Origin of the sequence: Serratia sp. CY74737 (genome assembly GCF_052166775.1) — a bacterium.
In the GTDB taxonomy this organism is placed as follows: domain Bacteria; phylum Pseudomonadota; class Gammaproteobacteria; order Enterobacterales; family Enterobacteriaceae; genus Serratia; species Serratia ureilytica.
The window spans coordinates 94,695-120,598 of the sequence record NZ_JBJNOF010000002.1 but is presented as its reverse complement, the minus strand read 5'-3'; the positions used below and the strand labels follow the sequence as shown (position 1 = coordinate 120,598).

Annotated in this window: 15 protein-coding genes and 1 pseudogene; 7 read left to right on the top strand and 9 right to left on the bottom strand. The window is 61.2% G+C overall.

Annotated elements, in window-relative coordinates; all coding sequences use genetic code 11:
* The first annotated feature begins 30 nt into the window (after nt 1–30).
* Nucleotides 31–648: a glutathione S-transferase family protein gene (locus tag ACJ8PE_RS02490; protein ID WP_197761218.1), complete on the top strand. Its 618-nt coding sequence runs from the start codon at nt 31–33 to the stop codon at nt 646–648.
* Between the two features lie 4 nt (nt 649–652).
* Entirely contained in the window at nt 653–1,567 is a 915-nt protein-coding gene (locus ACJ8PE_RS02485) for a pyridoxamine 5'-phosphate oxidase family protein (protein WP_197761216.1), read from the top strand.
* 37 nt (nt 1,568–1,604) lie between these two features.
* Here ACJ8PE_RS02485 and ACJ8PE_RS02480 read toward each other — a convergent pair whose 3' ends face one another.
* The gene (locus tag ACJ8PE_RS02480; protein WP_004935234.1) at nt 1,605–1,820 is read right to left on the bottom strand and encodes a glycogen synthase; all 216 of its coding nucleotides are present in this window, start codon (nt 1,818–1,820) and stop codon (nt 1,605–1,607) included.
* A gap of 211 nt (nt 1,821–2,031) precedes the next feature.
* On the opposite strand from ACJ8PE_RS02480, the gene gabD reads away from it, so the two are divergent.
* Entirely contained in the window at nt 2,032–3,507 is a 1,476-nt protein-coding gene (gene gabD, locus ACJ8PE_RS02475; RefSeq protein WP_197761214.1) for an NADP-dependent succinate-semialdehyde dehydrogenase, read from the top strand.
* Between the two features lie 136 nt (nt 3,508–3,643).
* On the opposite strand, the gene ACJ8PE_RS02470 is transcribed toward gabD, so the two are convergent.
* The gene (locus tag ACJ8PE_RS02470) at nt 3,644–13,669 is read right to left on the bottom strand and encodes an amino acid adenylation domain-containing protein (protein ID WP_442536710.1); all 10,026 of its coding nucleotides are present in this window, start codon (nt 13,667–13,669) and stop codon (nt 3,644–3,646) included.
* A 526-nt stretch (nt 13,670–14,195) separates the two neighbouring features.
* Between ACJ8PE_RS02470 and pqqU the strand changes: the two genes are divergently transcribed.
* The 4 genes from pqqU to ACJ8PE_RS02450 all read left to right on the top strand — a co-directional run bounded on the left by pqqU (nt 14,196) and on the right by ACJ8PE_RS02450 (nt 19,448).
* Entirely contained in the window at nt 14,196–16,340 is a 2,145-nt protein-coding gene (pqqU, locus tag ACJ8PE_RS02465) for a TonB-dependent receptor PqqU (protein ID WP_404768845.1), read from the top strand.
* A gap of 147 nt (nt 16,341–16,487) precedes the next feature.
* Nucleotides 16,488–18,860, top strand: coding sequence for a glucose/quinate/shikimate family membrane-bound PQQ-dependent dehydrogenase (locus ACJ8PE_RS02460; RefSeq protein ID WP_033650791.1), 2,373 nt, complete (start codon nt 16,488–16,490; stop codon nt 18,858–18,860).
* A gap of 226 nt (nt 18,861–19,086) precedes the next feature.
* Nucleotides 19,087–19,272, top strand: a complete 186-nt coding sequence (locus ACJ8PE_RS02455) for a hypothetical protein (RefSeq protein WP_033643635.1) — start codon at nt 19,087–19,089, stop codon at nt 19,270–19,272.
* A complete protein-coding gene (locus tag ACJ8PE_RS02450) occupies nt 19,269–19,448 on the top strand; it encodes a hypothetical protein (RefSeq protein ID WP_015378373.1) in 180 nt (59 codons plus the stop codon). Before ACJ8PE_RS02455 ends, ACJ8PE_RS02450 begins: the two co-directional genes overlap by 4 nt.
* A gap of 28 nt (nt 19,449–19,476) precedes the next feature.
* Here the strand turns inward: ACJ8PE_RS02450 and ACJ8PE_RS02445 are convergent.
* The 7 genes and pseudogenes from ACJ8PE_RS02445 to ACJ8PE_RS02415 form a co-directional block, all read right to left on the bottom strand.
* Nucleotides 19,477–19,833 (bottom strand): annotated as a pseudogene (locus ACJ8PE_RS02445) (FMN/FAD transporter); the annotation flags it as partial.
* 306 nt (nt 19,834–20,139) lie between these two features.
* The gene (gene gspS, locus ACJ8PE_RS02440) at nt 20,140–20,538 is read right to left on the bottom strand and encodes a type II secretion system pilot lipoprotein GspS (protein ID WP_033650789.1); all 399 of its coding nucleotides are present in this window, start codon (nt 20,536–20,538) and stop codon (nt 20,140–20,142) included.
* A gap of 86 nt (nt 20,539–20,624) precedes the next feature.
* Entirely contained in the window at nt 20,625–20,825 is a 201-nt protein-coding gene (locus tag ACJ8PE_RS02435) for a hypothetical protein (protein ID WP_015378375.1), read from the bottom strand.
* 115 nt (nt 20,826–20,940) lie between these two features.
* On the bottom strand, nt 20,941–23,076 hold the full coding sequence (locus ACJ8PE_RS02430) for a peptidase domain-containing ABC transporter (RefSeq protein WP_004935271.1): 2,136 nt from the start codon (nt 23,074–23,076) through the stop codon (nt 20,941–20,943).
* Nucleotides 23,063–24,358 carry an HlyD family secretion protein gene (locus tag ACJ8PE_RS02425; RefSeq protein ID WP_004935276.1) on the bottom strand — a complete coding sequence of 432 codons (1,296 nt, stop codon included), beginning with the start codon at nt 24,356–24,358 and terminating at the stop codon, nt 23,063–23,065. Before ACJ8PE_RS02425 ends, ACJ8PE_RS02430 begins: the two co-directional genes overlap by 14 nt.
* Nucleotides 24,359–24,431: 73 nt before the next feature.
* A complete protein-coding gene (locus tag ACJ8PE_RS02420) occupies nt 24,432–24,791 on the bottom strand; it encodes a hypothetical protein (protein ID WP_004935280.1) in 360 nt (119 codons plus the stop codon).
* Between the two features lie 137 nt (nt 24,792–24,928).
* Nucleotides 24,929–25,870 (bottom strand): fimbrial protein, encoded by a 942-nt coding sequence (locus tag ACJ8PE_RS02415; protein WP_197793342.1) that lies wholly within the window; start codon nt 25,868–25,870, stop codon nt 24,929–24,931.
* Between the last annotated feature and the right edge of the window lie 34 nt (nt 25,871–25,904).

The window sequence follows — 25,904 nt, the reverse complement described above, 5'->3', positions numbered from 1 at the left end:
TGCTGACAAAAAGCACTGAGGAGAAACGCCATGTCCACCATCACACTCTACGGCACCCCGCTTTCCGGCCACGTTCATCGCGTGGCGTTGCTGCTGCGCATGCTGGCGCTGCCCTATGCATGGGTCGAAGCCTCGGCGGACGTACGGCAGAGCGCAGCCTTCCGCCGGCTCAACCCGTTCGGCCAGATCCCGGTCTTGCAGGATGGCGATCTGACGCTGGCCGACAGCAACGCCATTCTGGTCTATCTGGTGAAGCGCTATGCGCCGGACAGCCACTGGCTGCCGGAACAGCCGGCCGCGGCGGCGCGAGTGCAGGCCTGGCTTTCCAAAGCCGCCGGTGAAGTCCGCTACGGCCCGGCGGCCTGCCGACTGATCGCCCAATTCGCCGTGCCGGAGGACTATCAGGCGGCGCGGGCGGTCAGCGATCGTTTCCTGCCGCAGATGGAACAGCACCTGAGCGAGCGGAACTACCTGGCCACCGAACACCCCACCATCGCCGATCTGGCCTGCCACAGCTACGTGGCGGTCGCGGCCGAAGGCGGCATTTCGCTGTCGCCTTACCCTGCGATACGTCGCTGGGCGGCGCGCATCGCTGCACTGCCCGGCTTCTTTGCCATGCCGGCCCTGCCGGAACCGACGGGGAGCTGACGCCATGATCCCGCAACTGTTCCATCCCGATGAGCTGCGCGCGCAGACGCTGGCCGGGTTTGGCGGCGTAGGCGGCGGCATCTACCCCGCGATGCCGGATCAGCATCGCGCGTTTTTCGCCGCGCTGCCCTACCTGTTCGTCGCCACGCTGGATGAACAAGGCTGGCCCATCGCCACCCTGTTCACCGGCCCGCCCGGATTTTTACGCACGCCGGACGACACGCATTTACGCATCAGCGCGCCGCGCCGCAGCGACGATCCCGCCCAGGCGCTGCTGCTGCCCGGCAAGCCGGTCGGCGCGCTGGGGCTGGATTTCAGCAACCGGCGGCGCAACCGCGCCAACGGCGCCGTCGGCCGCACCGACAAAAACCGAGTGGAAATCCTCGTTCAGCAAAGCTTCGGCAACTGCCCGCAGTACATTCAGCGCCGCGAACTCTACCCGGTGGACAGCCGGCCGCAGCCGGTTGAGCATTTGGCCGTGCTGGATGCGGCGGCGCAGGCGCTGATCCGCGCCGCCGACACCTGCTTCGTCGCCAGCTGCGCGCACCTGGCACTGCCGCAGGGCGGCGTGGACATTTCCCATCGCGGCGGCCGCCCCGGCTTTATCCATCTGGAAGGCGACACGCTGTGGATGCCGGACTTTCGTGGCAACCGCTACATGAACACGCTGGGCAATCTGCTGGCCGAACCGCGGGCGGCGCTGCTGTTCATCGATTTCGATCGCGGCGACGTGCTGCATCTGCAGGGGGAAACGCAAATCCTCTGGCAGGCGGAAGGGGATCCCGGCGTCGAAGGGGCGGAACGCTATTGGCGATTTGACGTGCGCCGCGCCTGGCGTTTTGCGGCGGCGCTGCCGTGGCGAGGGCGCAATCTGGAGTATTCGCCGGCGACGCTGGCGACCGGGGTGTGGCGCCGCTGAAATGAAAAGCCCCGCGGCGGCGGGGCTGGATCGGAAATTACAGGCTGTGTTCGGCCGCCGATGCGGCCTGATAAAGCTGACGAAAATAATTCAACCGCGCAAAGAACAGGCGGCTTTGCTGCTCCGACATATTGCCGGCCACCTGCCCGGCGTCAATCTGCCGCCCTTGCCATTCCATCAGGGCGATGCTCGACGCCAAAAAATCCATTTCGCTGCCGTAGGCCGCGAGATGTCTGTCCACTGATTTCATCATTCGCACACTCCTTTTAATCACATCGAAAAGGGTCATATGCCTGCTCTTTCAGTATCGACCCGACGGCGGATATTTTTTGTACAGAAGATGCGCAGTGAGAAAACGGCCATCTTGTCGTCGCGTTGGCAAACGGCGGCGGCAAAGTTTGCTAGGGTAAAGGGTAGCCGTATGGAATAGACCACTCCGTTGAACTCAGCAAAGGAAGAGACTCATGAGCATCAGTATCCGCGCCACCCTCAAGGATCCCACGCTGTTCCGCGAGGCCAATTACATCGACGGGCAATGGTTGCCGGCCCAGGAAGGCCGCACGATCGCCATTCATAACCCCGCCAACGGCGAGCGGATCGGCCACGTGCCGGCCTTCGGCGCCGAAGAAACCGCTCGCGCCATCGCCGCCGCCAAAAAAGCGCTGCCCGCCTGGCGCGCGCTGACCGCCAAAGAGCGCGCCGGCAAGCTGCGGCGGCTGTTTGAGCTGATGATGGAAAATCAGGAAGATCTGGCGCACATCATGACGGCGGAACAGGGCAAACCGTTGGCCGAAAGCCGCGGTGAAATCACCTATGCCGCCTCCTTTATCGAATGGTTCGCCGAGGAAGGCAAGCGGGTGTATGGCGACACCATTCCACAGCCGCAGGCCGGTCGCCGCATCATCGTGCAAAAAGAGCCGATCGGCGTGTTCGCCGCCATCACCCCGTGGAACTTCCCGGCGGCGATGATCACCCGTAAAGCCGGCCCCGGCTGGGCCGCCGGCTGCACCGGGGTGATCCGCCCCGCCAGCCAAACGCCGTTCTCGGCGCTGGCGATCGCCGTGCTGGCGGAGCGCGCCGGGTTGCCCGCCGGGGTGTGCAACGTGATAACAGGCCCCAGCAAAGGCATCGGCGGCGAACTCACCGCCAACCCGGATGTGCGTAAACTCTCCTTCACCGGCAGCACCGAAGTGGGGGCACAGCTGCTGGCCCAGTGTGCGCCCACCATCAAGAAAACCAGCATGGAGCTGGGCGGCAACGCGCCGTTTATCGTGTTTGACGACGCCGATCTGGACGCCGCCGTGGCCGGCGCGGTCGCTTCGAAATACCGCAACGCCGGCCAGACCTGCGTCTGCACCAACCGTTTTCTGGTGCAAGACGGCGTATACGATGCCTTCGCCGCCAAACTGAAAGCCGCCGTCGCCAAGCTGAAAGTCGGCAACGGCCTGGATGACGGCGTCACCATCGGCCCGTTGATTAACCCGGACGCGGTGGAGAAAGTGCGCGAGCATATCGCCGACGCCGTCGAGCACGGCGCCTCGGTGCTGCTGGGCGGCAAGCCTGACGCGCTGGGCGGCAATTTCTTCAGCCCGACCATCCTGACCGACGTGCCGCACACGGCGAAAATCTTCCGCGAGGAGACGTTCGGCCCGGTGGCGCCCCTGATCCGCTTCAGCCAGGAAGCCGACGCCGTCGAACTGGCTAACGACACGCCGTTCGGCCTGGCCGCTTACTTCTACAGCCGCGACATCGGCCGGGTGATGCGCGTGGCCGAAGCGCTGGAGTACGGCATTGTCGGCATCAACGAAGGGCTGATCTCCACCGAAGTGGCGCCGTTCGGCGGCATGAAACACTCCGGTTTAGGCCGTGAAGGCTCAAAATACGGCATCGAAGACTATCTCGAGATCAAATACCTGTGCCTCGGCGGCCTGGGCGCCTGATGCGGTCGCTATCCATATCAGCTGCCGCTGACGCGCGCAGAGGAAAGCGACCGCGTTAGTCCTCGCCATCCTCGGCCCCTGCGCCGCAATGCCTGGCTTGCCGGCTCCGCCTGCCTGTACGGAGCCGGTGAGCCAATCAGGCGTCCTGATTGAGTACGTTGCCGATCGCCTCCTCACACTGCAAGATATTATGGTGGTGACAAGCCAGCGGGATAATCTTGAGCTGCGCGCAAACCGCGCCCAGCCCATTATCTTCCAGCGCCAGCAGCGGCGCCGTTATCGCCTCCGGCAACTGCGGATTACCCTCCATCGCCTTGAACAACGTCACCTTCGTGGTTTGCAGCCTGCGGCTCAGACTCCCCTCAGACAGCCGCCGCTCCGCCTGCCCGGCGGCCATGGCGCGTGTCGCCGCCTCGCCCTCGATGCCCAGCGCAGGCAGCAGTTGCTCCAGCGGCAGCTCCGCCGTGGTCTGCCGGTAGAAGCTGTCCAGCAGATACAGCCGCACGTTACGGCAGCCGCGCGCCTCCAAGCGAGCGGCGATCTCCAGCGCGATGATGCCCCCCAGCGACCACCCGAGAATGCGCACCGGCCCGGCGTCTTGCAGCAGGCCGGCGGCAATCATGTCGTTTAAATACCGTTCGGCCAGCTCACCGAGCGAGTCGATGGTCGGTTGATGGTAAAGATTGTGGTTATCGACGCCATAGCAATTGAGTCGCCCTTGCAACGGCTGAGCGAAAGCATGAAACGCCTCCGCGCCCACCAGCGCCGGGTGGATCATCCACACAGTGGGCACGCCGTCTGTCCGGCGGTTAAGCGGCATGACCAAACGGCGCTCGTTGGCGGCCAGCAGATTTTTTAGGGTGCGGCTTTGCAACAACTGCACCACCGGCACCGGCGCGGCCATCAGCGCCCCCATGCCGACGCACAGGGAGATCGCCTTGATCGAGGTGCCGCCCAGCAGGAAGAAATCGTCCGTCATGCCGACCTGCTCGCACTGCAGCGCCTCCTGCCACAATGCGCACAACTGCTGCTCCAGCGCGTTCGCGGGAGCGACATAGGCCTGCGGCTCATTCGCCGTCGGCGCCGGCAACGCCTTGCGATCCAGCTTACCGCTGGAGTTGTACGGCAACGCTTCCAGCCGCACCAGGGCCTCAGGCAGCATGTATAGCGGCAATTGCCCGCTCATAAAGGCCAGCAGCGCCGACTCCTCCAGCGGCGCCTCACTGACGTAATACAGCGCCAGACGCTGCCGATGCGCCTCTGACAGCACCACGGCGCAGCAGGATTTGATCGCGCCGAACGCCAGCGCACATTGCTCGACCTCCCCCAGCTCGACGCGGTAGCCATTGATTTTCACCTGAAAATCCATACGGCCGAGGAACTCCAGATTGCCGTCCGGCAAATAGCGCCCGGCATCGCCGGTGCGATAAAGCCGCTCCCCCAGTTCCGGATGGTAGATGAATTTTTCCTCGGTCAGCGACGGATTGCGGTAATAGCCGCGCGCCACGCCGGCCCCACCGATGTACTGCTCCCCCGGTAAGCAGGGCGGCAACACGCGCAGATGGCGATCCAGCACATAGAAACGCTGATGGGCCATCGCCCGGCCATAAGGCACGCTGGGCGCCAGGATCGGCGTTTCCGGAATGTCGTACAAAATCGACCAAATGGAGCTTTCGGTCGCGCCCCCGGCGCTGACTACCCGGCACCCTGGCCGCCATTGGCGAATGCGCGCCGGCAGTGAACGCGAGATCACCTCACCCACCAGCACCACGTTGCGCAGATGCGGCCACTGCGCCTGCGACGCGGCAGACTCCAGCTGCTCCACCAGCAGCGTCATCACCGAAGGCGCGGAATTCCAAAAGGTCACCCCCTGAGTCATCAACAACCGATGCCACGCCTCCGGCTGATAGCGTTCGGTTTCGGACGGCATCACGATGGCGCCGCCCACCGACAGCAGGCCGAAAATATCGAACACCGAAATGTCGAAGCTCAGCGCGCTGAGCGCCAACCCGCGATCGTCCGCGCCGAGTTCCAGCTGGTGCAAGGTATCGATGATGCTGTTCACCGCGCCGCGATGTTCTATCGCCACCCCTTTCGGCGTGCCGGTAGAACCGGAGGTGAAGATCACATAGGCCAGCGCGGAAGGCGCCGGCAAGACCGGCTCACCCGGCGCCGCCGGCGGTAACGCGTTGACCGCACCTTGCGGATCGATCGTCAACAGTCTGGCGTTACCGTGGGCCGCCCACGCCCGGCTGCTGAGGATAATCCGGGTCTGCGACTGCGCGACGATATCCAGGCGGCGGCGTTCCGGCCAGGCGCCGTCCAGCGGCAAATAGGCCTTGCCGGCCATCAGGATCGCCAGCACCGCAATGATTTGCGCCCGTCCTTTGTCCACCATCACCGCGATGGTGTCGGCGCGCATATCCGCATGCTCGCGCAGCTGCAACGACAGCGCCAACGCACGCCGATACAGCTCACCGTAGTTCAGCTCACCCCATTCATCGACGATCGCCACCCGCTGCGGATCGCGCTCGGCCTGACGGATAAAATCATGATGGATGGCGCGTTCGAAATCGTAGGCCGGCGGACAGGATTGACGCAAGGCGCGCTGCCGCGCCGTTTCACTCGCCGATACCAGCGCCAACTGACTGACGCGCTGCTCCCCGTGATTGACGATCTGCGTGAGGATCGTCAGATAATACTCACCCAACAGCGCCAGCGTGGCCGGTGCAAACAGGGCGGTGGCATAGTTAAAGATCGCCCTGCCGCCTTGCGGCGCCGACTGTATGCTCAGCGTCAAATCGAATTTGGCCGCCTGATAGTGTGTCAACAGATCCTGCGGCGCCAGCCAGGCCGGCGCTTCACCCGCCTCTTCCAGCGCGAACAGCGTCTGAAACAGCGGATGGCGCGACAGATCGCGCGGCACCTGCAGCAACTCAATCAACTGATCCAACGGTAAATTCTGATGCCGCTGCGCCTGCAGCACGCCATCAAAGACCCGATGCACATAATCGTTCAGCGACGCCGCATCGTCTATTTGCGAGCGCAACGGCAGCGTATTGACGAAGAATCCGATCGCCGAGCGGGTCTCCGCCACCGGCCGGTTAGCGACCGGCGTGCCGACCAGAATGTCTTGCTGGCCGCTGAAGTAACCGAGCAGCAGATTAAAGGCCGCAAGATACAGCGCAAACGGCGTGACGCCTTGCCGCCGGGCGAACTGCGCCGCCTGCATCGTCAGGGCCTCCGGCAGCGCGATGACGTGATTGGCGCCGCGATGATCGAAGCGCGCCGGCCGCACGAAATCGAGCGGCATCTCCAGCGCCTGCCACCCATCCAGCGCTTGTCGCCAATACGCTTTCGCCTCATCCGCCAGCGCGGAGTCCAGCCAGCGCCGCTGCCAGACGGCATAGTCGCCATATTGCAACGGCAACGCCGCCAGCTCAGCCTCCCGCCCTTGCCGCTGCGCCTGATACAGCGCATCCAACTCCTGCAGCAGCACCGGCTGCGACCAGCCGTCAAACGCCAGGTGGTGCACCAGGATCAGGCTGTAAGTCACCCGCCCGCCATCAGGCTGCACCACCTGGTAAACGCTCGCTCTGATCGGCAACTCCGCCTCCAGGGCAAACGGCCGATCGATATCCTGCCGCAGTCTGTCCGGCCAGCGCGCCGCCTCCAGCGCCACGCGCTCCAGCGAAAGCGTTTGTTCACAGGCCCGGGCGACGGCAATTTGGGACGGCTTCTGGGCAATCAGGCTGTGCAACACCTGATGCCGGGCGACGACCGCCTGCAGACTGCGCTCGTAAGCCGTCAGACAGACATCGTCGCCGAGACGGAACAGCATCGGCACATGATAAAGATTGCCGCCGCCGTTCAGGTTCTCGATAAACCACAGCTGCAGCTGTGAAGCGGAGAGCGGATACTCGCGTTGCCGCAGCGGCGGGATCGACATCGGCGCGGCGCCCTCCCCCTGCCGCAGCAACGCACGGCACAATGAACGGATCGTCGGGAACCGGCCCAGCTCGCTCAACGTCACCTCGATCCCCAACCGTTGACCGAGCTGGTAACAGGCCTGGATCGCCAGAAGGGAATTGCCGCCCAGCGAGAAGAAATTGTCCTCCACGCCGATATCCTGCCGCTGCAACAGATCGCGCCACACCGCCAGGCAAGCGTTCTCTCGCTCGTTCTGCGCCGCGACGAACTCGCGCGCCGTCCTTTTCGGCGGCGGCAACGCCTGTCGGGCTATCTTGCCGTTTTCGGTCAGCGGCAGCTGTGCCAGCTGCATCAGCGCCTGCGGCACCATGTAAGGAGGCAGTTGGCTGCTCAAATGCTGCGCCAAATCCTGCGGGGCGATCGCCTCATCGGCAACGAAGTAAGCGGCCAGACAGGGCTGAGGGTCGGTGACGAGCACGCAACAACAGGCGGTCACTCCCGGATAGGCAAGCGCGGCATGCTCTATTTCACCCAGCTCGATGCGGTAGCCGTTCAGCTTGACCTGCTGATCGAGACGCCCCAGGAACTCCACATTGCCGTCCTCGAGCCACCGGCCCGCGTCGCCGGTGCGATACACCCGCTCCTGCAGCTCCTCATGCCAGAAGAAACTCTCGGCGGTGCGTTGCGGATCGCCGTAATACCCGCGCGCCAACCCTTCACCGGCCAGATAGATCTCCCCGCGCACGCCCGGCGCCGCGGGCCGTCGTCCGGCATCCAGAATGTAGCAACGCTGGTGCGGCAACGGTTTACCGTAAGGGATGCTGACCGAGCGAATTTTCTCGCCTCGCGGCACCTCATACAGCATGGTGAAGATCGCCGCCTCCGTAGCGCCGCCGGCGCTGCAGAAGCGGACGTGCGGCGCCCAGGCCAGGCAGCGTTCCGGCAGCGAGGTGGCGATCCAGTCGCCCCCCACCATCACCGCCCGCAGCGCCGGCGCAGGCCAGGCCGCCAGCCCCGCGCCGTTTACATAGTCCAGCAACAGCTCCATCAGGGCCGGTGCGCTCAACCATTGCGTCACTCGATGTGTCATCATCAGCTGATACCAGGCTTGCGGATTGACCCGATCTCGCTCGGCCGGCATCACAACCGCACCGCCCGCACTCAACGGGCTGAAAATATCGAAGATCGCCAGATCGAAGCTCAACGCGCTGAGCGCCAGACTACGATCCCGCTCGTTGAACCCGAAATACCGCCGAACGCCTTCCAGCATGTTCACCGCGCTGCGATGTTCGATCGCCACGCCCTTGGGCGTGCCGGTCGAGCCCGAAGTGAAAATGATATAGGCCAGGCTGTCAGGACCGGCCTCCACCGCCGGCAGGCGCCTCTCCGGCAGCGGCAACTGCGCCGCCAGCCCGCTGGCATTCAGTTCGACCAGGTTGATCTCGTCGCAGGCCCAGGGCGCATCGCTGAGCAACGTATTGATGCCGGCCTGCGCCATCACCTTCAGCCGCCGCTGCGGCGGCCATGTCGCCTCCATCGGCAAAAACGCCTTGCCGCACATCAGCGCCGCCAACAGGGCGATCGGCTGCCGGCGCCCCTTGTCGGCGACGACGGCGATGGCGTCGCCGGTCATCTTGCCCTGCACACGCAGTTGAGTGGCCAGCGTTAACGCCGCCTCGTGCAGTTCGCCGTACGTCATTTCCCCCTGCGCGTCGATCACCGCGACGGCCTGCGGATTGCGCTGCGCATGCCGCACGAAATCCTGTTGCAGGCAGCGTTCAAACGCATAGCTAAAGGCCGGCGCCGCAGGCAGCGCCGGGCTCTGCGGCTGCAGACGAATATTTTCCAGCGGCCAGTCATCGTGGCGCGCCATCTGTTGCAATAGGGCGAGATAGTAGCCGGCCAACCGATCCATCGACGCTTTGCTGAACAGCGCCGACGCGAAGTTGAAGCGCGCGCGCATCTGCTCCCCCTGCGGCGTCAGCGTGAGCGTCAAATCGAACTTGGCGGTGCGCTCATCCGCGCTCAAATCGACCACCGACAGCCAGTCCGGACGCGCCGGTGCGCCGCTCTCGCCCTCCAGCGCGAACATGACCTGGAACAGCGGATGCCGCGAAAAGTCGCGCGGCAGCGCCAGAGCGTCCACCAGCGCCTCCAGCGACAGCGTCTGATGCTGCTGCGCCCGCAGCGTCGTGGCCGCAACCTCTCGCACAAACTCGGCAACGCCCTGACGGGGGTCGATCTGCCGGCGTAAAGGCAGCGTATTGACAAAGAATCCGATCAGATTCCCCAGCTCAGGGCGATTGCGGTTCGCCAGCGGCGTACCCACCATGACATCGTTCTGGCCGCTGTAGCGGGCAAGCAACAGCATGAACCCCGCCAGCATCACGGCATGCAGCGTCACGCCCTCTCGGCGTGCCAAGGCCTCCAGCGCCTTCACCAGCGCCGCCGGCAGCGGCACTTCGCTATTGTCGCCGCGTACGTCGAAGACCGCCGGCCGCAAAAAATCCACCGGCAGCGAGAGCGGCTGCCAGCCCGCCAGCTCTCGCTGCCAAAAGGCCAATTCATCGGCCCGGCGCTGCACATTTTCCGGCGCGTGTTGCCAGCAGGCATAGTCGAGGTATTGCAGCGCCGGCTCTGTCGCCTTACGCCACGTTCCCCGATAGCGCGCGTCCAGTTCCTGCAGCAGCACCTCAAGCGACCAACCGTCAAAGACGATGTGATGGAACACCAACAGACAAACGGCCGTTTCCCCGCCTGCCGCATCGCGGTAACGATAGCGCGTGGCGCGCAGCGGCAGCTCGCACGTCAAATCCATCGGCCGGCTGCAGGCCTGCGCCAGCGCCATGTCAAACTCAGCGCTGCTCACCGTCAGCAAAGGCACCGGCAGCACGGCGTCGCTGACCCACTGGCTGGCTTCGCCCCGCTCATTCTGGCGAATCAGGCTGCGCAGGATCTGGTGGCGCTCGACGATCGCCTGCAGACAGTCCGCAAAACGTTGGTCATCGATGTCCGGCGCCAGCCGCAGCAGCACCGGCGACAGATAGTGCGTGGCGTCCGCCGACAGTTGCTGAACAAACCACAATCGCGATTGCTGAAGCGACAACGGCCCCTCCCGCAGCCCGCCGGCGAGGATGGGCGGCTCATCCGACGGCGCCTGCCGTTGAGCGGCGATATGCTCGCTCAGCGCGGCCACCGTCGGATGCTGATTCAACGTCAGCACCGAGATCTTCGCCCCCGGCAATTTATTCACTTCGTGACACAGCCTGATGGCCATAATGGAGTTGCCGCCGAGGCGGAAGAAGTTGTCGTCCATGCCGACATGGCCGCCCAGCAGCCGATTGAACAGTGTAGAAAGCTGAGTCTCCAGCGGCGTGCCCGGTTGGCGAAACGCCGTTTGCCGCTCGACCGGCAGCGGTTCCGGCAATGCCCGGTGATCGACCTTGCGGCTCACCGTCAGCGGCAGCGCCGACAGCGCCGACAGCGCCGACAGCGCCGACGGCAACATATAATGCGGCAGCTGCGCCGCCAGGCGTTGCAAGAGGTCGCCGGCCTGCGGCGTCGCGCCGGGCTTCGGCACATACCAGGCCGCCAGTTGGTCCGTCGTGCCGGGGCGCAGGGTCACCACCGCCTCGGCCACCTCGGGCAGCGCGCGCAGCTGCATTTCGATCTCGCCCAACTCGATGCGATAGCCGTTGATCTTGATCTGCTGGTCGTGTCGTCCGAGATAGTCCAGGCTACCGTCGGCCAAGCGCCGTACCCGGTCGCCGGTGCGATACAGGCGCCGGTAAGGCTCACGCAGTTCAAAAGGATTGGCGACGAATGCGGCTTCCGTCAGCGCCGGCAGGTTCAGGTATCCGCGCGCCAGGCCGACGCCGGCCAGACACAGCTCGCCCTCCGCCCCCAGCGGCAGCAGATTGTCATGCTCGTCAACCACATAACAACGCATATTGGCGATGGCGTGGCCGATATTGCGCGCGCCGTTGCGGCGATAAATATTCAGACTGGCGCTGACCGAAGCCTCGGTCGGGCCGTACAGATTGGCAACCTGCATGCCGCAGGCCAGGTAATGGTCGAGCGCCTCCTGCGCGGTCGCCTCGCCGCCGGTCGCGAGATAGCGCACCGAAGCCGGCAGGTCAGGCAAAGTGCCAAGCAGCGCCGGCGGCAGGAAACAGGCTTCGATGCCCCAGGCCGCCATTTGGCCGCACAACAGCGCCGGATCGCGCCGCTGCGCCTCGCCCGCGATGAACAGCCGGTGGCCGTTGCTCAGAGCCATGAACACTTCAAACACGTGCGCGTCAAAGGCCAGCGACGCGAACTGCAGGCAGTTGAGCGCGCCCGATTCATTGCGCAGCAAACGCTGCGTATGACCCCACACCATGTTGGCCGCGCCCCGGTGTTCGCACAGCGTGCCTTTCGGCCGACCGCTGGTGCCGGAGGTGTAAATCACGTAGGCCAATTGCCGGGCTTCGACATTCGGCAGACTCGCGGCATCCGCATCGGCAAGCGGTTCATCTGCCGCCAGGCAAGCGCCGTCCGGCGCCAGTCGCTGCGCCGCCCCTTGCAATGCGCTTTCCGTCAGGACGATGGGGCTGTTCACCTCTTGCAGAATATATTCCAGGCGCTGCGCCGGCGCCGCGGGATCCAGCGGCACATAGGCGCCGCCCGCCTTCATGATGGCCAGCATCGCCACCACCGCTTCCGCGCTGCGCTGCAGATACAGCGGGATCAGCGTCTCTGACGGCATGGCTGCGCCGCGCAACCGGCGATATTCTTCCCGCAGCCGTATCGCCAGGCGATCGCTGCGCTGTGCCAGTTGGCGGTAGCTGAGCGAACCGTTGGCATCGGTTACGGCGATGCGTTCCGGATGACGGCGCGCCTGGCGGGCCACGCCGTCGAGCAGTGTCGCTTCTGGATCGGCCGTGTCCGGCTCGCTCTCCCAGGCGTCGCGGCAGCGTAAAACCTGCTGCGCCGTGAGCTGCGGCCACGCGGCTATCGGCGCGTCCGGTTCGGCTAGCGCACGCTGCAATAGCCCGAGATACTGATCCGCCATCTCCGCCATTTGCGTGGCGTCGAACAGATCGGGCCGATAACGCAGGCGAAACTCAAAGGCCTGCTCGGTCGGCTGATACTCCAGCAGCAGTTCCGAACCGGCCAGATCGACGTTGTAACGGTGATTAACGCCGATGCGGCAACCGTCAAGCGCCAGCGGCGCATCTTTCAGGTAAGCCTGAGTGAAATTGACGTTCAGCTCGCGCACCGGGCTGAGGTTCAGCATGTCATAAACCGGCAATTGGCTGTGCCGCAGCTTGCCCGTCGCCTTGAGCGCTTTGCTGTAGGCCAGCGTCGCGCGGTACAGCTGGTTGAACGTGGCTTGCGGGGCGAGCGTTAAGGGAAACACCGCGGTGTTGACCTGGGCGCCGAAGAACAGCGGCTCGCCGCCGTCCGGCGCGACGGGATAACCGATATGCACCGTGTCCTGCGCGGATTGCCGGGCGATCAGCAACGCCCACAGCGTTTTGAATATCAGGAATGGGTTGGCATATCTGACGCCAGACTTCAGCGCCTGCCACTCGGCGAACGGCAACGTAAAGCGCACTTCGCCGGCGCCGGGGGCTTCGGGGGCTTCACCGGGGAGATAAGGCAACGCTACGCGCGGGGCGCATTCGGCCAACCGGTCGCCCCAGAATGACGCGGAAGCGAAGTCCTGCTTCAACGCCGCGATATCCGCCTCATAGCGCCGGTACAATCGACAAATGTCCGTTTCATCCGCCTGCGGCGGCGCCACGGCCGCCCCGCGATTGTAATAGGCGGAAACGGCGTTGTAGAACTCCTGGCCGGACAGGCCGTCGATCAGGATGTGATGAACGACAATGATCAAATTATAGCGCTGCGGTGCCAACTCAATCAGGTAGAAGCGGCACAGCGGCCCCTCCCGGAGATCGAACGGCGTATTGATTAATTTGCCGACATCGCAATCGGCATCAAGCGTTTCCAACGCAATTTTCTTCTCCGTCTTTACCCAGCGTAATTGCGGCGAGCTGTCGTCGAGGACATGGTGAAACAGAATATAGTCCCGGCACACCCCGTCGATCGCCGCGCGCAGTCGATCGACGTCCAGCGCCCCCTCAATGGTCTGATCCAGCACCAGGTTGTACTCGCAGGAGTGTGGATTGAGGACGTATTCATTCCAAAACGTGTGGGTATAGGGTGAAGCGATGATCGCGCCCATGAATCAATTCCCTTTTAATATATTCCGATAATATATGAATAGATATTTATGCATGGCATAAATACCGTGATGGTTATGCGATTGAGCTGTTAGGCGAAAACTTAAAAAACATAATAGCGAATATTATTTTATTTTTATAAAAAATAAAGCCACAAAAAAATAAATAAACTAAAATCATTAAAAACAATGACATAAAAAATAATTTATCATTTAAAAATGACTCCTTGCTTTACATTCATAAATAAAATAACTATTGTAAATAAATTAAAATCAAGGATGGGAATATATTTAATATAAATAAATCTAATTTAAAGGCATCGCAGGAAAATCGATAAAAAAGAGAATCTTCTTAAATGAAAACACGCATCTTTCAGTTGCGCTATTCCAAAGCGTACGGTGTCGGAATATCCTATACTCGTTGCAGGATGCAGTTTCCCTCCCATTGAATGCCAGTACAGGGAGTCACAAATGGCTATTTTCGCCCACTTGCGGGCAATTTTTTCAGCATTATTGGCAGAATTATCTGATGAATAAAAAACGTCCCGTCTTGACCCCGGCAACCCTGTTATTGCTGCAGCCGGTCTGCATCGGTTCGGCCCTGGCGGCGGATCAGAAAGACAGCGATACGCTGGTGGTAATGGCGCAACCCATCGGATTGACCGAGCTGGGATCGCCAGTGTCCGTCAGCGTGATCGACGGCCAGGACCTGCGCAACGCCGCACCGCAGATTAACCTGTCGGAAAACCTTGGCAGCGTGCCGGGCCTGCAGCTTCAAAACCGGCAAAACTATGCGCAGGATCTGCAGCTGTCGATACGCGGATTCGGCAGCCGATCGATGTTCGGCGTGCGCGGGGTGCGCATGTACGTCGACGGCATTCCCGCCACCATGCCCGACGGCCAGGGGCAAACCTCCAATATCGACATCAACTCCGTCGAGCGCATCGAGGTGCTGCGCGGCCCCTATTCCGCGCTGTACGGCAACGCTTCAGGCGGAGTGATCAACGTTGACACCCAGACCGGCGCCCAGCCGCCAACGCTGGAGGCCGGCGGCTATTTCGGCAGCGACAACACCTGGCGCTACGGGGTGAAAGCGACCGGCGCCACCGGCGACGGCACCCAGGCCGGCGACATCAACTACACTATCTCCGGCACCCGCTTCACCACTCAGGGCTATCGCGATCACAGCGCCGCGCGGAAAAACCTCGGCAACGGCAAGCTCGGCGTGCGGTTGGACGACGTCAGTACCCTGACGCTGATGTTCAACAGCGTCTCCATTGACGCCGGCGATCCGGGCGGCCTGACCGAAGCGGAATGGAAGGAAAACCCGCGCCAAGCGCCGCGCGCGGATCAATACAACACCCGCAAGTCGCTCGATCAGACCCAGGCCGGCCTGCGCTATCAGCGCCAGATGAGCGAGCGCGACGAACTGACGCTGACCGCCTACCACGGCGAGCGCCACACCACGCAGTACCAATCCATTCCACGCGGGCCGCAGCTCAACCCTACCCACGCCGGCGGGGTGATCGTGCTGGAAAGAAAATATCAGGGCATTGACACTCGCTGGAAGCATGAGGATACTCTCGCCTCGTTACCGGTAACACTGATCGGCGGTCTGGATTATGAAACCATGACCGAACGCCGGCAGGGGTTTGAAAACTTTATTCTGCGAGACGGCACAGTGGACTACGGCGAGAAGGGCGACCAGCGGCGCAACGAGAAAAACCGCATCTGGAACCTGGATCCTTACCTGCAAACCTCCTGGCAACTGACGCCGCACTGGACGCTGGACGCCGGCCTGCGCTACAGCACGGTCAGCTTCGACTCGACCGACTACTACATCACGCCGCGCAACGGCGACGACAGCGGCAGCAAACGCTACCACCAGTGGCTGCCGATGGGCTCGCTCAACTATAAAATCAATCCGGCGTGGAACGTTTATCTCTCAGCCGGCCGCGGCTTTGAAACCCCGACCATCAACGAACTCTCCTATCGCCCCGACGGCCAGGCCGGCCTGAACATCGGCCTGCAGCCGTCCACCAGCGACACCGTCGAACTGGGCAGCAAACTGCGCCTCGGCAACGGCCTGGTGAGCGCCGCCCTGTTCCAGACCGATACCGACAACGAGCTGGTGGTGGCGGAAAGCAGCGGTGGGCGCACCAGCTACGCCAACGCCGGCAAAACACGGCGGCGCGGCCTGGAACTGGCGCTGGATCAAGAGTTCGCGCTGGACTGGCGCCTGCATATGGCCTGGACGCTGCTGGACGCCACCTACCGCAGCGAGATGTGCGGCAAAGCCGTTTGTACCCCGGCCCAAACCATTCCCGCCGGCAATCGCCTGCCGGGCATCGCCCGCAACATGGGCTACGCCTCGCTGGCCTATGCCCCGCCGGAAGGCTGGCACGCCGGCGCGGAGCTGCGCTACATGAGCGACATTCAGGCCAATGACGCCAACAGCGCGCAGGCTCCCGCTTACACCGTGGCCGGCGTAAACGCCGGTTATCGCTTTACCTGGAACCGCTGGGCGCTGGACGTGTTCAGCCGGGTGGACAATGTTTTCGATCGCCGATACGTCGGTTCGGTGATCGTCAACGAAGGCAACGGCCGCTACTTCGAGCCGGCGCCGGGGCGCAACTGGGGTGGCGGCGCCACCTTGTCTTATCGCTTTGAATAAGGCAAAGCACCTTAAGGTTAAAAAACGGGATGGGTTTTACGTCACCCTAGCGGCTTCTCGCTGAAATAATAGGGAGAAACCGCGTGTTTTTTCCGATTTGGCTTAATCTCTAAATCGGGGACTTTCATTTTTGGTAAGGGTATTGCTATGCAAAATAAAGCGTCACTATCGCCGCTTATCGTCATAACGGCGCTGTTTGCCGCGCTAAGCGGGCTTTATCTGCTCGGCGGCGGCATCTGGCTGGCCAAGTTGGGCGGTTCGCTGTATTACATCATCGCCGGGCTGGTGCTGCTGGCGACTTCCTGGCTGCTGTTCCGCCGCCGCGCCACCGCGCTGCTGCTGTACGCGGTATTCCTGCTGGGCACCACGATTTGGGCCCTGTGGGAAGTGGGCCCGGACTTCTGGGCGCTGACGCCGCGCCTGGACGTCACCTTCTTCTTCGGCCTGTGGCTGGTGTTGCCGTTTATCTACCGCAAGCTGGTGGCCAACGGCAAATTCGCCTACGGCGCGCTGAGCGCGGCGCTGGCGATCACCGTCATCGCGCTGGCCTATGCCGTGTTCAACGATCCGCAAGAGATTAACGGCACCCTCGACGCCGCCCAGGTACAACCGAAAGACGCCACCGGCGCCGACTGGCCGGCCTATGGCCGCACCCAGGAAGGCACTCGTTACTCGCCGCTGAGCCAGATCAACGACAAAAACGTTGGCCAGCTGCAAGAGGTTTGGCGTTTCCAGACCGGCGATCTGAAGACCGCCAACGACCCGGGTGAGATCACCAACGAAGTCACGCCGATCAAGATCCGCGATACCCTTTACATGTGTACGCCGCACCAGAAGCTGTTCGCGCTGGATGCCGCCACCGGTAAAGAAAAATGGAAGTTTGATCCGCAGCTGAAATACAACCCAACCTTCCAGCACATCACCTGTCGCGGCGTGTCTTACCACGAAACCGCCGCAGCCGCAGGCGCCGCCGGCGACGCCGCTCCGGCGATGTGCGCACGCCGCATCATTCTGCCGGTCAACGACGGCCGTCTGTTCGCACTGGACGCCGAAACCGGCAAACCCTGCCCGGACTTCGCCAACAACGGTGAGCTGAACCTGCAGAGCAATATGCCGTATGCGACGCCGGGCCACTACGAGCCGACCTCACCGCCGGTGATCACCGACAAAGTGATCGTCGTCGCCGGCGCCGTGACCGACAACTACTCCAACCGCGAGCCTTCCGGCGTGATCCGCGGCTTCGACGTCAACAGCGGCAAGCTGCTGTGGGCCTTCGATCCGGGCGCGAAAGATCCGAACGCCATCCCGGCGGACGAGCACCACTTCGTGCCGAACTCGCCGAACTCCTGGGCGCCTGCCGCCTATGACGCCAAGCTGGATATCGTTTACCTGCCGATGGGCGTTTCCACTCCGGACATCTGGGGCGGCGATCGCACCCCGGAAATGGAACGCTACGCCAGCGGCCTGTTGGCGCTGAACGCCTCCACCGGCAAACTGGCCTGGTTCTATCAGACGGTCCACCATGACCTGTGGGATATGGACGTGCCGGCGCAGCCGACCCTGGCGGACATTACCGACAAGAGCGGTAAAAAAGTGCCGGTCATCTATGTGCCGACCAAAACCGGCAACATCTTTGTGCTGAACCGCACCAATGGCGAACTGGTGGTGCCGGCGCCGGAGAAACCGGTACCGCAAGGCCCGGCCAAGGGCGATCGCCTGTCACCGACCCAGCCGTTCTCCGAGTTGACCTTCCGTCCTGAGAAGAAACTGACCGGCGCCGACATGTGGGGCGCGACCATCTATGATCAGCTGGTCTGCCGCGTGATGTTCCACAGCCTGCGTTATGAAGGCACCTTCACCCCGCCTTCCGAGCAGGGCACGCTGGTGTTCCCGGGTAACCTGGGCATGTTCGAATGGGGCGGCCTGGCCGTCGATACCGATCGCGAAATCGCCATCGCCAACCCGATCGCGCTGCCGTTCGTCTCCAAACTGATCCCGCGCGGCCCAGGCAACCCGATTGAGCCGCCGGAAGGCGACAAAGGCGGCAGCGGCACCGAGTCCGGCGTACAGCCGCAGTATGGCGTGCCGTTCGGCGTCACCCTGAACCCGTTCCTGTCGCCGTTCGGCCTGCCGTGCAAACAGCCGGCCTGGGGTTACATTTCCGCCGTGGATCTGAAAACCAACGACATCGTGTGGAAAAAACGCATCGGCACCGTGCGCGACAGCTCACCGTTGCCGCTGCCGTTCAAAATGGGCATGCCGATGCTGGGCGGCCCGGTGACCACCGCCGGTAACGTGTTCTTCATCGGCGCCACCGCGGACAACTACCTGCGCGCCTTCAGCGTGACCAACGGTGAAAAACTGTGGGAAGCGCGCTTGCCGGCCGGCGGCCAGGCGACGCCGATGACCTATGAGGTCAACGGCAAGCAGTACGTGCTGATCTACGCCGGCGGCCACGGTTCCTTCGGCACCAAGCTGGGCGACTACGTGGTCGCTTACGCCCTGCCCGATCAGAAGTAACCACCGCCGTTAGTACCCCGCAAAGCACGCCGCAAGGCGTGCTTTTTCTTTTCCCGCCCCGCCGGCTGCCCCCTCGCAATACCCTTAATTTTTTCACTCTCATTATTGATAATGGTTATCATTCGCAATATTATACCTCTGCGGCCCCGGCAGCGGCTGCGATCCTCTCCCGCTTAATGGGCAATATAACGATCGGCCGCCTTCGGGCGGCCCTATTCGGAGGCGCATGGTCGACCATACTCGGAAGCATCGAAAGAAGATTTTGCAAGCGGCGGTGAAAACGCGACGCGCCGGCCTGACGTTCGCGCCGGCGTCGCCAGCCACGTCGCCCTTTATCGGCCAGCACCGCCAGACGCAAGCCGTACTGATACACCTGATCGGCCATGATGACGCCCAGGAGGAACATGAATGAACCTGCAGCCCTTTACCGCCATGCTGATGTTCGCCTATGTGCTGCTGATGGTGCCGCTGCTCTACGTCATCGACAGCCGCCTGAGCGCCAGCAAACTGGTGCGCAAAGCCACGCAAAACCTCATCATCATCGCCTTGACGCTGTTGTTCTTCAGCGCGATGACGCTGCTGTATTGACCTTGCCGCGGCTGTCGGCGGCGGATCGTCACCCGGCGTCCGAGCGCCTGGCCCGCGGATATTTCCACAGCCAGCGCCCGCTGACCATGCGCCAGTAGAATAAGGCGCCGCGCACCGCCCAATCGAGGAACATCCCCAACCAGACGCCCACCACGCCCATGCCCAGTTCGATGCCCAACGCGTAGCCGGCCACCACGCGGCACCCCCACATGCCGAGCATCGTCACCCACATGGCGAAGCGGGCGTCGCGCGCGCCTTTCAACCCGGCGGGCAAGACCCAGGAAGCGGCCCAGATCGGCATAAAGGCGGCGTTGAGCCAGATCAGGGTTTTCACCACCGTTTTCACATCATCCTGCGAGGTATAAAACGCGGCGAACACCCCGGCCATCGCCTCTTTACCGAGCCAGCTCACCAGAAAGGTGCTCAGCACCCCCATCAGCAGGACACAGGCGTTCTCCAGAAAGATGGGCACCGCCAGTGGCGTGATCTCGCGCCAGAACAACACGCGGTAGCTTTTCCGTTTGGCGTACCAGCGCGTATTTTCCACGCGCTGACGCAGTGCGGCATACAGGTTCAAGATGGGCTCGATGGGTAAAAGTGAAACATCATTTCAAATGATGATCGATAAATCGTTATCCTGCAAAGAATTTTGGGGCGCCCATAAAGCGCGCCCGAAAGGCATGCCGGCGCGCTACTCCATGTAATCTTCCTGATCGGCCTGCGCCGCCGCGATAAAGCGGGCGGTGCTGCGGCTGAGCGCAGCGCATTTTTCCGTCAGCAGCTGATTGTCCTGTTGCAGGGTCAGGTAACGCGCCTGGGTAAGCGCCGGCAACTGCCGATACCCTGCCGCCTGCGTGTCCCAGCCGCGGCGCTGCGCCGCGCGCATTGCGGTGCGCTGCAGCTTCACGTCGTCCGGTATCTCGCTGCGCCCGCAGTCCACGCGCAGGAAGTGTCCGCCGGCCAGCATCGAAGCGATGTGATCCAGCTGCGCCTGCAGCGGCGGCGCCGGTTTATGCGCCGTCTGCTGACAACCGGCGAGCAGCAGCAATGCCACCGCGCCGCAAAGAGACGTGCGAAACAGAGTCAACATGGGGGCTCCGGGAAAACCTGTGGGTGATGAGATGATCTTAGGTGAGCGGACGTCGGGCGGCAAGGCGAGCAGCACGTGCGGCCCGCTTAACGTCGGCCGCTGCTGACCTTGGTAGCGCGGGCGGGGTTGCCGGCGACGAATTCCAGCGTGGGGGAATAGTAAAACGGCAGCCAAGCGTTATAGCCGCTCTCCCACTCCCATTTGACCGGGCAAGGCCACAGCATGTCTTCATGCAGGATGTAATAGATCCACCGCCCGGGCGGGCGGCGCGGTTTGCGCGTTTTCATAGCGGGTTCGACGGCCTGATGGAATGCGATAGGGTCAACTGCTGCATTTTACCGCGATTTTCGCCGTGGGGACAGCCTGCATTGCCGGCTTCACCCCGGCGCCGGCAAGCGCCCTTTATTCACCGCCGCCTGCCGGCGCGCCGCTCTCGGCCCCCAGCACCACTACCCTGTCGGCCGAGTCGATGGTCGACTTTCTGTGGGCGACGATCACGCGCGTAATATTCAGCGAAGATATCGCCCGGTTGATCGCCGACTCATTCTCAACGTCCAGATGGCTGGTCGCTTCATCCATAAACAGCACGCTCGGGCGGCGATAGAGGGCGCGCGCGATAAACAGACGTTGCTTTTGCCCGCCGGAGATGCCGTTGCCCAACTCGCCGATCAGGGTTTCGTAGCCCATCGGCATCTGCATGATTTCATCGTGGATATTGCTGTGTATCGCGCAGGCCATGATCAGCTCTTTATTGGCATTGACCTCAAACCCGCTGATGTTTTCCGCAATGGACCCGGAGAACAGCCGGTCGTCCTGCAGCACGCAGGCGATCGCGTTACGGTAGTTATTCACCCCGACTTTATGGATATCCATCGCGTCGGCCAAAACCTGGCCGGAAGTGGGGCTGAGCAAACCGCACATCACCTTCAGCAAGGTGGTCTTGCCCGCGCCGGAGGCGCCCACGACGGCCACGCTTTCGCCGGCCGCAATGCGCATGTTCAGGTCTTTGAAGATCGGCCGCGACAGCGCGTCATATTGATACGTAAGATTTTTTACCTCAATGGCAATCCCCGTGCCCGAGGGGAAAACCTGTCGCGGCGCGGACTCCGTCTCCGCATCGGTAAAGACGATGTCGGATATCCTCTCATTGTGCAGCGACAGCATGCGCAAGCCGATCGCCAGGTCGATCAGGCTCGAGGCCCGCTGAGAAAACTGGCCGCGATAGGCATTGAACGCCATGAACATGCCGAGCGTCATGGAATTGTCGATGACCATCATGGCGCCAAGCCACAGGATCGCCACCTGATCGAGCGTTGTGATAAAGGTATTGATCCCGCCGAACATCATATTGAATCGGGTGATTTTGATATTGGTATTGGCGGCGTCGACGTTCAGATTGAGCCAATAGCTGGAGCGCGTTTCCTTGATGCCCAGCGCCTTGACGGTCGAGATGCCGTACAGCGTCTCCATGAAATGCGAGTTGGCCTTGGCCGCCTTGACGATCTGCTCCTCCGAGAATTGACGGTAGGTTCTGTAAGTCATCATCCTGATGAGGATGTAGATCAGAGTGAAGCCCGCCACGACCCAGACCAGCCAGCCGCCGTAGACCATCATCATCGCGAACAGCCCGACCGTCATGATGCCGTCGATGATCCCGCTGACGATATTATTGGTAAAGGTGGTTCTGATCGCATCCAGCGAGGAAAAGCGCGATTGAATGTCCCCCAGGTGCCGTTTCTCGAAAAAATCCAGCGGCAGTTTCATCAGGTGTTCAAACAGCGTCGTCTTCCACTGAATATCGGTCAGCGTCCCGAGCACGATGGAGATCCAGGCCCTGGCGATGCTGACCACCGCGCGGAACAAGGTGAAGAAGATCAGCCCCAAACAGATGACCGTCAGCAGGCTGTAGTCATGCGCCTGAATGACATGGTCGGTCACCAGTTGCGTTCCCACCGGCAGCAGCAGGTTGACCGATTCGATGACTATCGATAACGCAAAGATCTTGAGCAGCGTCCCCGGCAGGCCCTCGATGTTTTTCATCAAATCCAGCAGGCGCAAACGGGTCTTGAGGGTCTCTTTTTGAAAGGCCCTGTCGGGCCACAGCTCCAACGCGATGCCGGTAAAATGATTCGACATCTCCTGCAGCCCGATCACTCTGCGCCCGAAGGCCGGATCGTGAATGACAAAACCGGCGCGCTGCACCTTAACCAACACCACGAAGTGATTCATATTCCAGTGCAGTATGCAGGGCGTTTTCAGCTGATTGATTTCGTCGATGTCCAAGGACAAGGCGCGCGTCTTCAGCTGGATTTGCGACGCGATTTGAGAGATCGTCCCCAGGGTCGCGCCCTGGGTGGAAATGCCGAATCGCTGCCGCAGGCTCAGCATATCCACATTAAACCCGTAATAGGAAGCGATCATGGCGAGGCACGCCAGGCCGCATTCCGATGACTCCGACTGCAAGATGCTCGGCACCCGCTTGCGCAGTGAGAATGTTAACTTCTCGTTGATCCGTTCAAAAAGATTATTGTCCTTCATCGACTCGCCCCACGACGCTGTTTTTTATGTCATACAAAGGCGCGATCGCCCACTGATAAAGCGGTTTCTTATCCAGGAAGACGATGACCCTGGCCTGCAGCCCGCTGCTGATTTCGAGATATTTGCCTTTATCGCTGAATTGCGTGTCGCTGATAGACGCCAGCACTTTGTAGTAGGCGTTCCTTTCCCTTTTATTTCCGCTGCTGTATTCCGACATTTCCTGCGGGGAGGCGGGGACCGACGAGATGGATTCTATTTTTCCCGGAAACTGACCGAATTTATCCGACGGGAAGGCTTCATAGCGAATGTTGATGCCATCGCCGATTTTCACGTAGGGCAAACTGTTATTCGGTAGCCATAAAACCAGATAATATTTGATGTTATCAATCGGTTTGATTTGCGCCAGACTGCTGCCGCTCTCGACCACCTGCCCGGCGGTCACGCTCAGCGACTCGATTTTCCCCTTGAGCGGCGCTTTGATAATGACCTGGCCGCCGGCATTGGACTCCGCCAGCTGGCGTTGTAAATCACTGCGTTGCGATTCGCTTTGCGATATCTGATTGTCGTAATCGGCGGCGCGAATCAGCAAATCGCTGCGCAACTGCGACAGTTGAATATTTTGCTGGATCTTTTGGCTGTAGAGCGCCTGATACGAGCTTTGCTGTTGTTGAAAGAGCGAGCGCTGATAATTTAACTGATCTTTGGTGATCAGGCCTTTCGTCAAATAGTGCTCGTAATTTTTCAGGCTATCGCGCATTTTATCCATCCCCTCTTTGGCACTGAGGTTCAGTTTCTCGGTTTCTTTATAGGCGTTTTCATAGCTATTGATCTGTTTGCGCAAATTATCCAGCATGGCGGTTTTATTTTTATTCAGCTTGCTGATTATCGAATCCAGATTGCTAATCTGTTTGCTTATTTCGCTGGCCGCGATATGGCTGACATTGCCGGACGTGGTGCTTCTCGAGACATCAATCACATACAGCGGCTCGTCCTTTTCCACGACGTCACCGGCTTTATGGAATGCCTGACTCACGTAACCGTATTGGGAGGAAAACACATTGGTGGAATGCGGGATGCTGATCACCTCGCCTTCAACATCGACCCGGCGCGTGTACTCGCAAAAATAGAGTGCGCCCGCCAGGATCAGAATAAAAGTGAAACAGGTGGCGGCAATCACATGGCTCGACGCGCCGGAAATTAACAGCGCCCTGCCGGTCCATCTTTGACGTTGATAATTGACCGCCTCCTGGCGGAAAATATTCCTGCTCTTATTATCACTCATAGGAAGAACCTGCGCTTGCCTGACCGGGAGACAGCCGCAGCGAGAACGCTGCGGCTTTGGACCGCGTATGGATTTAGCTGATAGTGCCGTTAATCAGCCCATCGAGGCCTTTTTTGGAGTATTCCAGCGTGGTGTCCCAGCCAATAACGGCTGCGGCCACGCCGCTGGCTACGCCGCCCAGGATGCCGCCGGCGACCATGCCGACGCCCTGGCCAATCGAGCCGACGCCCAGCAGGCCGCCGCCGTCGCCGCCGTGCTTACCGCCGATGACGGCGCCCGCCATGCTGCCCACGGAGGCGCCCAGAGCGATGGATGAAACGGCTTCCGCGGCATTGGAGACGGCGCTGCCAATCAGCCCCGACAGTCCATTGCTCATATCCCAGGAATAAGCGCCTGACACTTCATTCATTTCGATAACAGACAGTTCTTTCATTGGTTAATCTCCATATTTAAACGGACAAACACTGCCATACATGCGTGTTGTCATTGCATTGGCATCGGCCTGCAGCGCCTGATGCCACCAATAATGTCGCGCGAACAGACGACATTATATTTTTAATGGGGGTCTCTTTAATTCTGCGTAATGGTGAATGTCATCACCGCGTCGGCCTGTCCGGGGCTAATGGCTCCCGTTTGCTTATAGCGCGCCATCAAGGGGATCCTGATCTCTTTTTCAGCCGCGGTGTGGTAATTGATCGGTCTGGAAAACGTTAATGGATTACGGTTCTCATCCAACACTTCCACGGCGACGCCCTTCGCCGCATCGGCGCCGTCGGCGATATCAATCATTCCCACGCCTGGAGAATTTCCGGCCGCCTCGAACGTGACCTGAACCGGAATATTGTCCTCCTGACATTGCAGAACCACGGAAAAATTGCGTTCGGAAGACGCCGCCGTGCTGCCGACGCCGTTAAACTCGCTGCGTTTAGGGCTGCCCAGATTTACCGTTTGATTTTTATAGTTCAAATCAACCAGGCAACTTTTCTGAATGACCTTCATGCCGGAAATACTGATATCCAAAATGGAGGTCGAATCCAGATAATATCTGGCGATAATTTTCCCGCCCATATCGCCGCCGGTTTTGATCGGGCCGGTTTTAATAAACGTCAGCCGAACATCGTTTCGATTGATCCACGGCGTCAGCAAGTTGGGCGAAATCGCCGTGTTGACGGGCACGTTCTTATTGCTCTGCCATAAGTCTGAAATCGTCACCCCCACGCCCTCGATGCCCGTTTCAAATACGCCGGGCAGCGCGCTCGGCGTCAGCGGCGACATGGAGCGATAGGCGACCGAACCGGAACAAAGAAAAGAAAACGTCGTGCCGTTAATGCTGTTCTCGGTTCGAACAGCCAACTGCTCGCCGACTTCAATGCGCGGATCCACGGCCAACGTCAGCAACCCCATACGGGCGGTTTTCGCGTTGGTGGTACAGGTGCCGGCATAAACCGCCGTCGTGAGCATCGCCAGCCACACCAGGGCGCCGTAACCGAATATCCTGAGAAAAACGTTCATTTTCACTCTCACTTAAAAGTCATGATGGAAATAG

Excerpts from the sequence above, each read along its gene's own strand:
- ACJ8PE_RS02490 (WP_197761218.1), top strand. The coding sequence starts at position 31 with ATGTCCACCATCACACTCTACGGCACCCCGCTTTCCGGCCACGTTCAT.
- ACJ8PE_RS02485 (WP_197761216.1), top strand. The coding sequence starts at position 653 with ATGATCCCGCAACTGTTCCATCCCGATGAGCTGCGCGCGCAGACGCTG.
- ACJ8PE_RS02480 (WP_004935234.1), bottom strand. The coding sequence starts at position 1,820 with ATGATGAAATCAGTGGACAGACATCTCGCGGCCTACGGCAGCGAAATG.
- gabD (WP_197761214.1), top strand. The coding sequence starts at position 2,032 with ATGAGCATCAGTATCCGCGCCACCCTCAAGGATCCCACGCTGTTCCGC.
- ACJ8PE_RS02470 (WP_442536710.1), bottom strand. The coding sequence starts at position 13,669 with ATGGGCGCGATCATCGCTTCACCCTATACCCACACGTTTTGGAATGAA.
- pqqU (WP_404768845.1), top strand. The coding sequence starts at position 14,196 with ATGAATAAAAAACGTCCCGTCTTGACCCCGGCAACCCTGTTATTGCTG.
- ACJ8PE_RS02460 (WP_033650791.1), top strand. The coding sequence starts at position 16,488 with ATGCAAAATAAAGCGTCACTATCGCCGCTTATCGTCATAACGGCGCTG.
- ACJ8PE_RS02455 (WP_033643635.1), top strand. The coding sequence starts at position 19,087 with ATGGTCGACCATACTCGGAAGCATCGAAAGAAGATTTTGCAAGCGGCG.
- ACJ8PE_RS02450 (WP_015378373.1), top strand. The coding sequence starts at position 19,269 with ATGAACCTGCAGCCCTTTACCGCCATGCTGATGTTCGCCTATGTGCTG.
- gspS (WP_033650789.1), bottom strand. The coding sequence starts at position 20,538 with ATGTTGACTCTGTTTCGCACGTCTCTTTGCGGCGCGGTGGCATTGCTG.
- ACJ8PE_RS02435 (WP_015378375.1), bottom strand. The coding sequence starts at position 20,825 with ATGAAAACGCGCAAACCGCGCCGCCCGCCCGGGCGGTGGATCTATTAC.
- ACJ8PE_RS02430 (WP_004935271.1), bottom strand. The coding sequence starts at position 23,076 with ATGAAGGACAATAATCTTTTTGAACGGATCAACGAGAAGTTAACATTC.
- ACJ8PE_RS02425 (WP_004935276.1), bottom strand. The coding sequence starts at position 24,358 with ATGAGTGATAATAAGAGCAGGAATATTTTCCGCCAGGAGGCGGTCAAT.
- ACJ8PE_RS02420 (WP_004935280.1), bottom strand. The coding sequence starts at position 24,791 with ATGAAAGAACTGTCTGTTATCGAAATGAATGAAGTGTCAGGCGCTTAT.
- ACJ8PE_RS02415 (WP_197793342.1), bottom strand. The coding sequence starts at position 25,870 with ATGAACGTTTTTCTCAGGATATTCGGTTACGGCGCCCTGGTGTGGCTG.